General features: G+C 58.7%; 9 protein-coding genes. 5 read left to right on the top strand and 4 right to left on the bottom strand.

The window, feature by feature from the left end:
* Window positions 1–51 precede the first annotated feature (51 nt).
* The 3 genes from BLU46_RS30490 to BLU46_RS30480 form a co-directional block, all read right to left on the bottom strand.
* Window positions 52–2,307 (bottom strand): autotransporter outer membrane beta-barrel domain-containing protein, encoded by a 2,256-nt coding sequence (locus BLU46_RS30490; protein ID WP_172834562.1) that lies wholly within the window; start codon window positions 2,305–2,307, stop codon window positions 52–54.
* A gap of 244 nt (window positions 2,308–2,551) precedes the next feature.
* Window positions 2,552–4,546, bottom strand: a complete 1,995-nt coding sequence (locus BLU46_RS30485; protein ID WP_093209361.1) for a hypothetical protein — start codon at window positions 4,544–4,546, stop codon at window positions 2,552–2,554.
* A gap of 166 nt (window positions 4,547–4,712) precedes the next feature.
* A complete protein-coding gene (locus BLU46_RS30480; RefSeq protein WP_093209358.1) occupies window positions 4,713–6,662 on the bottom strand; it encodes a hypothetical protein in 1,950 nt (649 codons plus the stop codon).
* A 238-nt stretch (window positions 6,663–6,900) separates the two neighbouring features.
* Between BLU46_RS30480 and BLU46_RS30475 the strand changes: the two genes are divergently transcribed.
* The 5 genes from BLU46_RS30475 to BLU46_RS30455 all read left to right on the top strand — a co-directional run bounded on the left by BLU46_RS30475 (window position 6,901) and on the right by BLU46_RS30455 (window position 12,107).
* Window positions 6,901–7,914, top strand: a complete 1,014-nt coding sequence (locus BLU46_RS30475) for a LacI family DNA-binding transcriptional regulator (protein ID WP_063029540.1) — start codon at window positions 6,901–6,903, stop codon at window positions 7,912–7,914.
* A 145-nt stretch (window positions 7,915–8,059) separates the two neighbouring features.
* Window positions 8,060–8,842, top strand: coding sequence for a sugar phosphate isomerase/epimerase family protein (locus tag BLU46_RS30470; RefSeq protein ID WP_093209355.1), 783 nt, complete (start codon window positions 8,060–8,062; stop codon window positions 8,840–8,842).
* Window positions 8,835–9,779, top strand: a complete 945-nt coding sequence (locus BLU46_RS30465; protein ID WP_063029538.1) for a sugar kinase — start codon at window positions 8,835–8,837, stop codon at window positions 9,777–9,779. The genes BLU46_RS30470 and BLU46_RS30465 overlap by 8 nt, the downstream gene beginning before the upstream one ends.
* 55 nt (window positions 9,780–9,834) lie before the next feature.
* On the top strand, window positions 9,835–11,130 hold the full coding sequence (locus tag BLU46_RS30460) for an MFS transporter (RefSeq protein WP_063029537.1): 1,296 nt from the start codon (window positions 9,835–9,837) through the stop codon (window positions 11,128–11,130).
* The gene (locus tag BLU46_RS30455; protein ID WP_093209352.1) at window positions 11,130–12,107 is read left to right on the top strand and encodes an NAD(P)-dependent oxidoreductase; all 978 of its coding nucleotides are present in this window, start codon (window positions 11,130–11,132) and stop codon (window positions 12,105–12,107) included. Before BLU46_RS30460 ends, BLU46_RS30455 begins: the two co-directional genes overlap by 1 nt.
* A gap of 110 nt (window positions 12,108–12,217) precedes the next feature.
* Here the strand turns inward: BLU46_RS30455 and BLU46_RS30450 are convergent, their stop codons facing one another.
* Window positions 12,218–13,843: a methyl-accepting chemotaxis protein gene (locus BLU46_RS30450; RefSeq protein ID WP_093209349.1), complete on the bottom strand. Its 1,626-nt coding sequence runs from the start codon at window positions 13,841–13,843 to the stop codon at window positions 12,218–12,220.
* Window positions 13,844–14,023: the final 180 nt, after the last annotated feature.

Raw genomic sequence — 14,023 nt, 5'->3', positions numbered from 1 at the left:
TGCCCCGGAAACCGGGGCATTTTTTTATCACTTGATCCAGGGCATTGTTGATTACCAGCTATAACGCACGCCCACGTTGGCACCCCAGGGCTGATCAATACGCTTGCCTTTCGCATGTTCAAAGTCGGCATGCAACTGCAGGTTCTGGGACAAGGACACCGCAACCCCCGCACCGAATTCCGCACGGCTGCCCGAGAGATCGTTATTGAACGCCTGGTTATTCACCGACACCTTGTTGTTCTTGGCAAATTCATGAGCGACCGCACCGCGCAAGTAAGGCTGTACAACGCTACCGCTATCGAGCACAAAATCACGGCCGACAGTCACCCCCAATTTACCCAGGACCGAGTGGGTGTGATCGCCCTTGGCCTGCATCCCGTTGTCCAGTTGGTAGCTCTTGCCCTTGGCAGTCATCACCGACGCTTGGGCAAACGGTTCAACGAAGAACCCATCATCCAACCTGATATTACGCCCGACCTCTGCCGAAACACCCAAGGCATTAGTAGCGTAGTCACCCTTAGCCTGTGTGCCATCGCTCAACCCCACCTTGGAGTCATTGCGCAGGTGGTTCACCTTGGCCACACCGTCAAAGTAGTAGCCACTGTCTTCATCCATCCAGGTGGCGTAGGCACCAACGTAGTAACTTTTGATAGTGCCCGACGTTCCACGGCCAACATCCAGATCTGATTCACTATGACCGGCCATGACCCCCAACAGCCATGGACTGTCCGTCACCGGCATATCCGCACCGAGGGAAAAACCGCGTTGCGATTGCGTGTAGCCATTGCCTGCACCGCCTTTCGCCTCGTACTTGTTGCCATAACTGCGGACCCATCCGCCGGACTCGGCACCGTTGTGACGCAATTCACCCATACGGCTACGCAGAGAGGACAGCTCGCCATACCACACAGTCGGTGCGGCATTGAACAGCGCCAGTACCGAGCGGGTGCCAGGGCTGATGACCCGCGACGACGGGTCGAGGAACCAGTCATTGCCGTCTTGCTTGAGCCCATAGGACCACGCCCCCACATCGACCGCACCGCCTACCAGCGAAAACTGCGCATCACCGCCACCGGTATGCACAATACGCACCTCACTCGCACTGACCGGCTCGACGCCGCTGCTGGATAGCAGCAATTGATGGTTGCCGCTGGCGGAACCCGTGATGTTGAGGAAGTCGGTCAAGCCCCGAGCAAAATCGGTGCCCATCACAAACGTGCCGTTACCGGACAGGCTGGCCAGGTCCAACTGGTAAAAGGCGTCACTCGCACCAAACCTGATCATCCCGTCCGACAGGTTCAATGCGCCGACCTGGCTGTTGCCGGTCATGTCCCACAGCGACTGGCTACCGATACTCAACGACGAAACATTTTCCAGGCGACCGGTCAACGCGGCGCGGTTCTGCAAGTCCAGGTGTGTGATACTGCCCGACTCAACAATCACGTTGCCCATCAGTTGGCTGTTGTCGACCCGTACCGTGGCCGAAGACCCATCCTTGACCTCAAGGAGGTTGCCGTTGCCACCGGACAGTGTCGAGCCATTGAGCACCTCAATCGTTGCATTGGCCCCTCTACCCGATAGACCTCTCACCACAATCGCCGCACCGGTTTCGCCGGTCACGTGGGTATTGTCCAGTACCAAGCTATTGGCAAGCACACTACGGGGTTCATTCGTCAGGACTACACCATTGAGGCCGCCTGTGATGACACTTTGGCGGGCATGGGCCTCTGCGCCCTGCAACTGCAAACCGAAACTGCCAGCGTCTATACCCTGCAGGATGCTGCGGTCCAGGTTCAGCACGCTATGGCCTCCGACCACCGCGCCACCGGTAGCCCCGGAAACCACGCTGTCATTGACGGTCGCGCTGGAACCCACGGTGGAGCCTGAGAAACGATTGACCACCAACCCATGGTAGTCGGCACTGGAAATCACGCTGCCATTGATCAACGCATTACTGCTGTACAGCGTGATACCCGAATTGAAATCACCCTGCGCCACAACGCGACTGGAGTCCACATTGACGTTCGAGCCCGCCTGCGCAACAACGGTGCCGAGGACGGTACTCGACTCGCTCAGGTTCAGGTTGGAGCGGGCGGCATAGACGCTCTCGGTGCGTCCCTCTATCACGTTGAGCGTGGCATTTTCCAACGTATAGCTGTCGAGCACGTCGTGAAAGTCAATGGTCTCGGTTCGATTTTCGATCAGCCTTGCCTGAGCGTGCGGGGCGAGAGCCAACAATGATGCAATCGACGCGACTTTAACCACGACGGCCAAAGGATTTAACTTAAAAAGAGACTGGGTAATCATGATCACTCACTCGTTGAACAGGCGTTCCATCACAGAAAAATTCGGCCTGTTTCGAATGCAGTGGAAACTGGCCAGTTACGGCCCGCAAAATTACCGATGAGCGCTAACGATAGATGTAGGAATTATCTGAACACCCTAAGGAAAACCGCGTATCAATGGCGGGAATGGAGAAACGCAACGACGCAAGGAAGCTCATGACAGGTGAAAACCAAAGGGCGCCTAAGCGCCCTTTGGACAACACGTATTACGCGTCATCCTCCCCGAGAACCGGCAGTTCCTCGCAGTACAGCGGCGGCGTAGCCCGGTTTGCGAACAGCGTCCTTGTAAAGCCCTTCTCAGACGGCTCCTCAACGCCATTCACCGTCGCAAAGTATTGAATGGTGACTGAGTTGCGCCCGGCAGGCCTGATGACGGTGGTGTAAGGCTCAATCGTCAGGAAGAAACCATTTGAAACCATATCCGGTGTCAACGGGTCCGAGTCGAACGGTACAGGATCCCCCAATGGCATAGTGCCGGCGTCGTCGCTGCACACCTGCCATTCCAGGCGGACGACAGCGCCATTCTGGAAGTAGGTGGTATTGCCCGGCACTCTGACACGTGCGGAAAAGCTGAACGGATTCAGGTCCGTACAGGCCATACTCGCACCAGCCTTGACGAAAGTCGGCTTCTCCATGACGACTACGTTGGCCTCGACCACGACATTCTGGGAACGAGATCGCTGGAGGTTGTCATTGACGTCCCAGCTCAAGGTATAGAACACCGGAATCGTGCCATTGCCAACCTCCTTGATGATTGACCAAGGCACGGTGAGGGTAACGGTGTCTCCACCGGTTTCGCCATCCAGCTCGGTTGGATCGAAGGGGTGCGCAAAACTGCCCCAATAACCGGTAATGGTGATACCGGGTACCGGCGGAGGAACCTCCCACAGCACGATCTCGACGGTCGCGTCGTTACCGAAATCGCCCGGCAGCAAACGGTTTTCCTCGTCGGGGTCACTGCCGTACACGGTCACCAGGTTGAGCCGAGAGTTTTCCGGGTCTGGCGTCGGGTCGGGGCCGGGGCCGGAAAGATCCACCTTGATGGTTAGCGTGGGCGCGGGGTATTCGTTGCCGTTACGATCAACCACGTAATCGATAACCGTGTCCTCCTCCCCGGTGCCGGCACCATACACGTCGAAGATGATATCGGTATCAACCGGCAGCCTTAGAGGAAACGGCGTGTAATCCCTGACGTTGAAGCGCCCCACGCTTTCGCCGCCCCAGGTGAGGTCAATGACATCCAGCTCCTCTCGCGCATTGGCGTACTGAAGAATTTCCACCGTCACGCCACCGGGCTCGTGAGCATCCGCCAGATCAATCAGCCCGTCAGCCGGCAACAGCGCCAACGGCACCCTCGCCTGCAAAGGATCAGGAACCCCCACCAAGTTCAGCCGGACGGGGCGGGGAACAGATTCCCTGCTTTTGTTACCGGCCAGGTCTGTCAGGATATAAAACAAATAGTAGGCGCCCGCTTCCAGCACTTCGATCCGGTCCCATGGAATAACAAACTCAAGGCTATCTTCCACCGGCACTGTGTCGATCGGTGTAGCAAGCTGCGATGAGGAATACTCCGAGAAATAGACGGTGATCGTGTCACCGTCTGCTCGACCATAGTTCTCGTAATTCGGGTAGGTGCAAACCAATCCCTCATCATGCTCGTCTACATAGAGTTCGTCGATTTCCGGCCCCAGGTCTGTCGGTAATAAAGGAGCAAACGGATGGATATCGTGCTCTTCATCGTCGTCGACATTGAATTTATAGGGTGCCGTCAGATCCACCGCCAATGGCGCGGTGTCTGACTGCGTAGGGAGACTGCCTTCATACAAGATATAGGCAATTTCATACTGCCCCTCATTCAGGCGGGAGGCAGGAATATCCTTTTCAATAATGTCGCCCACATTGATTGCACCGGCTCCCGAATAGCGAAGCGTATACAGAGGTGCTCCCCAATTTGTCACACCGCTATCACGCATCACCAATTCCAGCCGGGCTTCTATAGCAGGTACTTCAAGCGACGGGGCTACAAACGTAACGGGAAGATTTCTTCTTGAAGCCGCTGCCGAGATCAGCCCGTCTGCGTTTAGCGAGCTGAACGTCGGCGCCTCAAACTCAAAAATACCGCCCCCATACTTGGAGACATACTCTCGATTGAGTTTTCGAGAGGCAAGCGCGGCCTGTTGCTTTTTATTAAAGATAGTCATCTACGTTCTCCATAAGCGAATTATTAACGCCGGTTACCACTTCAATGTCACAGACGAAACGAGAAATCGCTCGCCTTGAACCGAATAGTTGGCCCCGCCTCTAAAACACTTGAGACCACTATCGAAGCTCAACTTTATGACTGGGCTGACTCACAAGCTCGCCAGGCTAGTCCTGCTCCCCATCTTCGTCAGGACCGCAATAACGCCCACTGGAATAGCGCTGATCAATCTTGACTTGCCGCTCTCGTGCCCGGCCTATGATCCTGGTGCCACGGAGCACTTCGTAAGACACCAGTGCCGAACTCCCCACGCTTGCCGGATTGTCCGACCGTATGGGTTTTATCTTTTCTTCATAGTTATCTTGCTTAAATACATAGCCGTTCTCCACTTCTTCCGCCGAAAGGAAATGCAGCAAAGAGTCTTCGGTCCCCTCAATGGGGCCGGTAAAAAACCCCTCATAACCCTGCCAACTCAACGTGACCGCATCGCCCTCCCTGAACTGTGTATTTGCCGCAATTTCCACGGGGATATGGTCCCACATGGGGGGCACAGTCTGACAATTTACCCACACATCTGGAGTTGCACTGGGAAACCGAACTTGTGTAAGACTCAATATAGGAACCACGGCCACTGTTACGATGGTGAAGTTGGCCAATTGTTCATTAACGCCATTAGAGGTTGTGTAATAAACAGGCATTCTGTCGTCATTGCCTGCCCCCATAATCACACTCCACGGAATATCACTGAACTCGACAATACTGCCTTCCTCATCCCCCTTACTTACATCCACCGTATAGTGTGCAACCGGCACAGTGTTAATGGGAAAGTTCCCCCAATACAACGTCAACTCTTCGCCATCCCGAGGCCGGTGGTACAACGGAACACTGGCGTAAATACGCTGATCCTGATCACGTATATCAATATGGTTCTCTGTCGTGGAACCCTCGCCCCAGACCATCACGGCAGGCAGATCGAGATTCAGCAGTTGCGGTGCACCGCTGTGGTCTTGCCCCGCCACCGTGAAGTTCCATTTGATCATCGTCGGTGGGCTGGGAAGGGTGGGGAGCGTTCCACCGGCGCGAGTAATGGAATACGTGGCAACCCCGGAAGCTGGCCCCGCCCCCTGGGCAATCAACGTTTCCCAAGGAATTCGGACATCAAAGGGCAACTCTGTGACCCGCTGTGGCGATAACGTTGTAGAACCCCATGTCACCGTGACATGGTCATCCTCCTGCCAATTGTCGTACAGCACCTTCCCCACAACCCCAAGGCGCGCATCCTGGCGATCAATCAAGCCGTTAACCATCGCCGGAATGACCAGTGGCTGGAGGTCGGAGGGCGACGCGTCCAGGTTCACAACGACCGTTATCTGGTTTGATCGCGGCCCCGCGTTACCGGAACGATCGCGCAACACAATATGCATGTATTGAAGACCGTTTGGATAAAGGCGAAACAAATCCCCAGGGATGGAAAAAACCAACGGTTCAGTTTCAGTAGGAAAGTCAAAAAACCCATCAGGCGTATTCCGGTCGTGTGGTGGTGTCACATTCGAAAGGTAATACTCAACCCGGTCCCACGCGCGACGGCCGGTGTAAAAGGGTACCCGCATGTTCACAGTCGGGTTCTCAGCCAGATAATCCTCATCGATGAGACTCACGGGAAATTCAGGCCCCTGGGGGGAGATATTATTGTTGGGGGGCGTACGGTCCAGCACTAACACGCGCGTTGGTGAGGGGGTGGGCAAGTTGCCCTGTTCAAGCACCTCATAGCTCAGCAACACGGTGCCGTCGTTCTCCAGATACCGTCGCTCGACTGGAATACGCAGTGGAAAAAGATCTGGATCAATCGGGCCATTGAACCGCCGGCGCAAGAGCGGCTCCCCCTCACTACCACTACGCCGCCAATGAACGACCAGGATGTCGAAACTCCCAGCAGGCGCGGACTCTGGCCAAAGCTCCTCGATGACCACCTCCATATCGGAATCAAGGTACTCGCGTGGGATATACCCCTCGAGGATGGGGGGTACGGCATCATCAAGGATAGGCACCTTGATCTCGGAAAATGACAAAATATTGCTTCTAGAGACACGTCTGCGACGAGCGTTGGAAGTGTTCATATAAATGTCCTGCCGACGATGCACTGGGAGATGCCCTTGGCAAGGATTAAGCACCCAAATACCACGCTTGGGTACTGTCAAAACTAACAGGTAGGCATGGCCGCTCGTCGGTTTCGACACCTGTGTCGGCGCCGCATTGGCTTGACGGATCTTCTGAGTTGGTGTTTCCTGAAACCGGTTTCAGACATCCTTGCCGGTGCTTGATGACCTCCAACTCCAATAAGAAAGGCCCTGCACCGTGACCTCTTTTTCCGCCGCCCAACGCAGCCGCGTGACCATGCTTGACGTAGCCGAACGTGCCGGTGTGTCCAAGGCCAGCGTTTCGCGCTTTATCGGCGACGACCGCGCCCTGCTCTCCGACGCCATCGCCCTGCGCATCGAGCAGGCCATCGATGACCTCGGCTACCGCCCCAACCAGATGGCCCGCGGCCTGAAACGCGGGCGCACCCGTCTGATCGGCATGCTGGTGGCCGACATCCGCAACCCCTATTCGATTGCCGTGATGCATGGCGTGGAAACTGCCTGCCGCCAGCACGGCTACAGCCTGGTGGTGTGCAACACCGACCGCGATGACGAGCAGGAGCGCCAGCACCTGGCCGCCCTGCGTGCCTACAACATCGAAGGGTTGATCGTGAACACCCTCGGCCATCACCTCGACCAATTGCTGGAGCTGCAACGGGAAATGCCCCTGGTGCTGGTGGACCGCAAGGTCGAGCCGCTGCACAGCGACCTGGTGGGGCTGGATAACCCGGTGGCGGTGCGCATGGCCGTTGAGCACCTTGAACAGCAAGGCTATCGCGAGCTGCTGTTGGTGACTGAAGCCACCGACGGCACCAGCTCGCGGCTGGAACGCCTGGACAGTTTCAAGGCAGAGATTGCCAGCCGTCCGATGTTGACCGGCGCGGTACTGGAGTTGGACGGCAAACTGGAACAGCGTCTGCGAAAGTTTCTAGCCAAATCCGGCCCCAAGGCGTTGTTCTGCGCCAACGGAATCGCGGCACTGGCGTGTACCCGTGCATTGAAAAATCTAGGCTGCGACCTGTTTGCGGACGTGGGCCTGATCGCCCTGGATGACCTCGACTGGTACCCGCTGGTGGGCAACGGCATCACCGCCCTCGCCCAGCCCACCGAGGCCATCGGCGCCAAGGCCTTCGACTGTTTGCTCAAGCGTTTGCGCGGCGATACCGAGCCGACGCGCACCCTGGATTTCTTGCCGCAACTGATCATTCGAGGCTCCACCAGGCGCCCGTAGCAGCTGTCGAGCCCGGGCGAGGCTGCGTTTGCGATGTGTCAGGTACACCGCCAACGCAGCCTCGCCCGGGCTCGACAGCTGCTACGGCTGGTTCAATTCAACATTTTGCGAATAAAAATGAAACCGGTTTCAGAGGTCCACAACAATGCATAAATACCCCGTCTCCATCAGCCTTTCCAGCTATGGCGCCGACCTGGTCCGCCAGCAGGGCCAGCTGAGTTTCGTCTCGGTGCTGGCCGCCGCTGGCGCGCAACGTATCGAATGGCGCGAAGAACTGCTGACCACCGAACAACCGCTGGAACTGGCGCAAGCCGCGGCCGATCAAGGCCTGGAATGCGTGTTCTCCTCGCCCCTGGAACTCTGGGTGGCCGGCCGCTCGCAACCCAACGCCGAACTGGCCGCCACCCTCGACCGCGCCCAGGCGTTTGGCGCTGGCTGGCTGAAAGTCTCCCTCGGCTATTTCACCGACACCAACGACCTGGACAGCTTGAGCGCCCTGCTCAATCGGCATCCGGTCAAGCTGCTGGTGGAGAACGACCAGACCCTGCACGGCGGGCGCATCGAGCCGATGCAGCGTTTTTTCAACGAAGTCGAACGCCTGGCCGTGCCGGTAAAAATGACCTTCGATATCGGCAACTGGCAGTGGCAGGACCAATCCGCGACCACCGCCGCGCGCCTGCTGGGCCGGCATGTGGACTACCTGCACTGCAAGGCCGTGGCCCGGCGCGCCGACGGCAAGCTGGTGGCCCTGCCGCCGGGCGCCGCCGACCTGCATCTGTGGGAACAACTGCTCAAGCTCATGACTCAAGGTATTACCCGGGCCGTGGAATTTCCGCTGCAAGGTGATGATCTGGTGCAGGTCACCGCGCAGCAGGTCGCCGCCCTCGCCGTCCTTGGCCAGCCCCGCGTGGAGAACGCCCATGTCTGAGATCGATATCCTGTCGTTTGGTGAAACCATGGCGATGTTTGTCGCCGAACAGACCGGCGACCTGGCCCAGGTCGCGCAGTTTCACAAACGCATTGCTGGCGCCGACAGCAACGTCGCCATCGGCCTGTCGCGCCTGGGTTTCAATGTGGCGTGGCTAAGCCGCGTGGGCGCCGACTCCCTCGGGCGCTTTGTGGTGGACACCTTGCAGAACGAAGGCCTGGACTGCGGGCATGTGGCGGTCGACCCGCTGCACCCCACGGGTTTTCAACTCAAGTCCCGCGAAGAGGCCGGCGACGATCCGCAGGTGGAGTACTTCCGCCGTGGCTCAGCCGCCAGTTACCTGTCTGTCGAGGCGATCAAGCCCGAGCTGTTGCAAGCCCGCCACCTGCACGCCACGGGCATCCCGCCGGCACTGTCGGACGCCACTCGCGAGCTGTCGCGCCAGTTGATGACGCAAATGCGCGAGGCTGGCCGCAGCGTGTCCTTCGACCCGAACCTGCGTCCGTCCCTGTGGGCAAACGAGCAACGCATGATCAGCGAAATCAACGCCCTCGCCTGCCTGGCGGATTGGGTGTTGCCGGGATTGAGCGAAGGCCGTTTGCTCACCGGTTTTGAAGACCCGGCCGACATCGCCGCGTTCTACCTCGACCAAGGCGTGGAAGCCGTGGCCATCAAGCTCGGCCCCCACGGCGCGTATTACCGCACACAACTGGACCAGGGTTTCGTCGCCGCCGTACCCGTGGCCAAGGTGGTCGATACGGTCGGCGCCGGCGATGGTTTTGCGGTAGGCATGATCAGCGCGTTGTTGGAAAACCTCAGCTTTGCCGAGGCCGTGCAGCGCGGTAACTGGATCGGTAGCCGCGCGGTACAGAGCCGTGGCGACATGGAAGGCTTGCCGTTCAGGACCGATCTGCCCCACACCCAGAAAGCCGGTTAGTCCGCATCACCCAGTTACCTGTTGCCACAACTACAACAAGCTCAGGAGCAACCTTATGGAACCGTTGAAACTCGCCACCCGCCGTTGGTGGTACATCATGCCCATCGTGTTTATCACCTACAGCCTGGCGTACCTGGATCGCGCCAACTACGGCTTCGCCGCCGCCTCCGGGATGGCCGAAGACCTGATGATCACCCCGGGCATGTCGTCGCTGCTCGGCGCGCTGTTCTTCCTCGGCTACTTTTTCTTCCAGGTGCCGGGGGCGATCTACGCGCAGAAGCGCAGCGTCAAGAAGCTGATTTTCGTCAGCCTGATCCTCTGGGGCGGCCTGGCCACCCTGACCGGCATGGTGTCCAACGCCTACATGCTGATCGTGATCCGCTTCATGCTCGGGGTGGTGGAAGCCGCCGTGATGCCGGCGATGCTGGTGTACCTGTGCCACTGGTTCACCCGCGCGGAACGCTCCCGGGCCAACACCTTCCTGATCCTCGGCAACCCGGTGACCATGATGTGGATGTCGGTGGTCTCGGGCTATCTGGTGCAGCATTTCAGCTGGCGCTGGATGTTTATCATCGAAGGCTTGCCGGCGGTGATCTGGGCGTTTATCTGGTGGAAGTTGGCGGATGAAAAACCGGCCGATGCCAAATGGCTGAGCGCCCAGCATAAAAAAGACCTGGAAACCGCCCTCGCCGAAGAACAGGTGGGTATCAAGGCGGTGAAGAACTACGCCGAAGCCTTTCGCTCGCCCAAGGTGATCATCCTCGCGCTGCAGTTTTTCTGCTGGAGCATTGGCGTGTATGGCTTCGTGCTGTGGCTGCCGTCGATCCTCAAGGCCGGTTTGAAAATGGACATGGTCGAGGCCGGCTGGCTGTCTGCGCTGCCATATCTGGCGGCGGTGATCGGCATGCTGGTGGTGTCCTGGGGCTCGGACAAACTGCAAAAGCGCAAACGCTTTGTGTGGCCGCCGCTGTTGATCGCTTCCATCGCGTTTTATGCGTCCTACGTGCTGGGCGCCGAACACTTCTGGTGGTCATACACCCTGCTGGTAATCGCCGGGGCGTGCATGTATGCGCCGTACGGGCCGTTTTTCGCAATCGTCCCCGAGATCCTTCCGGCCAACGTCGCCGGCGGCGCCATGGCGCTGATCAACAGCATGGGCGCCCTCGGATCGTTCGGCGGTTCGTATCTGGTGGGCTACCTCAACAGCAGCACCGGATCGCCCGGGGCCTCGTACCTGTTGATGAGCGGTGCGCTGCTGGTGTCGGTGGTGTTGACGATCTTTCTCAAGCCAGGCGCCAGTGACCGCGAGCGCGCCCCGCTGCATTCTCTTGAATTGAAGGTAAAGACCTGATGAAAAAGTCTGTCGTGCTCTACAAGAAACTCTCTGCGCCGCTGATGGCCCGCCTGCATGAACAGGCCGAGGTCACGCTGATCGAGGCGCTGGATGAAAGCGGCCTGGCCAAACTGCGTGAGGCCTTGCCTACGGCCCAAGGGTTGCTCGGTGCCAGCCTGCGCCTGGATGCGAAACTGCTGGATCTGGCACCGAAGCTTGAGGCCGTGGCCAGCGTGTCCGTCGGCGTCGACAACTACGACATCGACTACCTGACCGGGCGCGGCATCCTGCTCAGCAACACCCCCGACGTACTGACGGAAACCACCGCTGATACCGGCTTCGCGCTGATCCTCGCCACTGCCCGGCGCGTGGTGGAACTGGCCAATATGGTGCGCGCCGGCAACTGGAACCAGAACATCGGCCCACTGCATTTTGGCAGCGACGTGCACGGCAAGACCCTGGGCATTATCGGCATGGGGCGTATTGGCGAAGCCTTGGCCCAGCGTGGGCACTTCGGGTTTGGCATGCCGGTGATCTACCACAGTCACTCGCCAAAACCTGCAGTGGAGCAACGTTTTGACGCGCAATACCGCAGCCTGCCGGACCTGCTCCGGGAAGCCGACTTTGTGTGCCTGACCTTGCCGCTGACGGCTGAAACCGAAGGTTTGATTGGCGCTGAAGAGTTCGCGCTGATGGGCCCGGAGACGATCTTTATCAACATCTCCCGAGGCAAGGTGGTGGACGAGCCGGCGCTGATCGAGGCGTTGCAACAGCGCACTATTCGCGCGGCGGGACTGGACGTGTTTGTGCGCGAGCCGTTGCAGCATGATTCGCCGTTGCTGCGCTTGAGCAATGTGGTGGCGACACCGCACATCGGTTCAGCGACTTATGAGACGCGGGAGGCGATGGCCAAGTGCGCGGTGGACAATCTGCTGGCGGCGCTGGCGGGTGAGAAGCCGAAGAATCTGGTGAATCCGGCGGCCTGGAAACACTGATTACCGTGGGAGCTGGCTTGCCTGCGATAGCATCACCCCGGTGTACCTGATGTACCGAGGCGTCCGCATCGCAGGCAAGCCAGCTCTCACATTTTTGATCGCATTTCAGATCAGATGACGAACCTGGCCACCATCCCGTTCAAATCCACCGCCAGTCTCGACAGCTCATGGCTGGCAGCTGAAGTCTGGTTGGCACCCGCCGCCGACTGGGTCGCCAGGTCGCGGATGTTCACCAGGTTGCGGTCCACTTCGCGGGACACCTGTGCCTGTTCTTCCGACGCACTGGCGATCACCAGGTTGCGCTCGTTGATCAGGCTGATGGACTGGGTAATCTGCTCCAGGGCCACGCCGGCGGCACGTGCCATTTCCAGGGTGCTTTGGGTGCGCTGGTTGCTCTGCTGCATGGACTGCACGGCTTCACCCGTACCACTCTGAATGCCAGCGACCATTTTTTCGATTTCCTGGGTCGATTGTGCCGTGCGATGGGCCAGGGCTCGCACTTCATCCGCCACCACCGCAAAACCCCGCCCGGCTTCACCGGCACGTGCCGCTTCAATCGCCGCGTTGAGGGCCAACAGGTTGGTCTGCTCGGCAATCGCGCGAATCACGTCCAGTACCTTGCCAATGTCACGGCCTTGAGTAGCCAGGCCCTCGATCAGCACCGAGGTGTTTTGCACGTCCTGGGTCATGGTCTGGATCGCACCCACGGTTTCCACTACCCGGTCGCGCCCTTCCCGTGCAGCCTGGTTGGATTGGCTGGAAGCCTCGGAGGTGGACACCGCGTTGCGCGCCACTTCTTCCACGGCGGCGGTCATTTCGTTGACCGCGGTGGCGGCCTGGTCGATTTCGTTGTTTTGCTGTTGCAAGCCTTTGGAAGCTTCTTCGGTGACGGCGCTGAGTTCTTCCGCGGCGGAGGCCAACTGCGTGGCCGAGCCGGCGATGTGCTGGATGGTCTGGCGCAGGTTGTTCTGCATCGCGGCCAAGGCGCCGAGCAGGCGCGCTGGTTCGTCCTTTCCGTCGACTTCAATGAGTTTGGTCAGGTTGCCACCGGCGATGGTTTCGGCAGCTTCAACGGCTTTTTGCAACGGGGTAACGATGCTGCGGGTCAGCAGCCAGGCCAGCAGCACAGTCATCAGTGCAGCGACCACAGCCACCGCGATGATGCCGGTGATTGCGTTCTGGTAACTGTCGCCCGCTTCAAGCGAAGCGACCTTGGCGCCTGCACTGTTGATGGCAATCAGCTTGTTCAACTGTTCGCCCATCAAGTCGGTACCGTCCTTGATACGCGAGTTGATCAGTTTGAGCATGTCATCGGTTTTGTTCTGGCGCGACAGCTCGATCATTTCCTGCTGGGCCACCAGGTAGGCGTCCAGGGTGCTGGCAAACTGTTTATAAAGTGCCGCCTCTTCGCCTTCGGCCGGCAACGCTGCATAAGCTGTCTGGGCCTGGCGCACCTTGTCGGTCAACACGCCCATGCGTGTCTGGGCCTCTTGCAAGCCGGCGGGGTCACGGTTGACCAGTACACGGAAAGACAGGATGCGCAAACGCAGGACGTTTTCCGTCATCACCCCCAGGAAACCGACGCTGGGCAGCTCATTGGTTTCCATCTCCGTGGTGGCCTGGTGAATCACGGCCATCCGGTTGACCGCAAACACTCCCAGGACAACGACGAGTAACGCAATGAAGGCAAAACCGAGAAAAGCTCGAGGTGCGATATTCAGGTTACGAAGGGACATAGGGGGCGCTCTTAGAAGTAGTGGCTGCGAGCATCCCTGCCGCGACACGGTCAGTGGGCGTCAACGCGCCGCTCTGACCGGCTGGCGCCACTGTTGTAATAGGTATGTGGGCCTATAAACGGTATCGGCCGACTTGAGGATTTAATGGGGGATGTTTCGAAATATTTTTTCACACTTCTG

The organism is Pseudomonas yamanorum, from assembly GCF_900105735.1.
Taxonomy (GTDB): Bacteria; Pseudomonadota; Gammaproteobacteria; order Pseudomonadales; family Pseudomonadaceae; genus Aquipseudomonas; species Aquipseudomonas yamanorum.
This window is presented reverse-complemented; position numbering and strand designations above follow the sequence as displayed.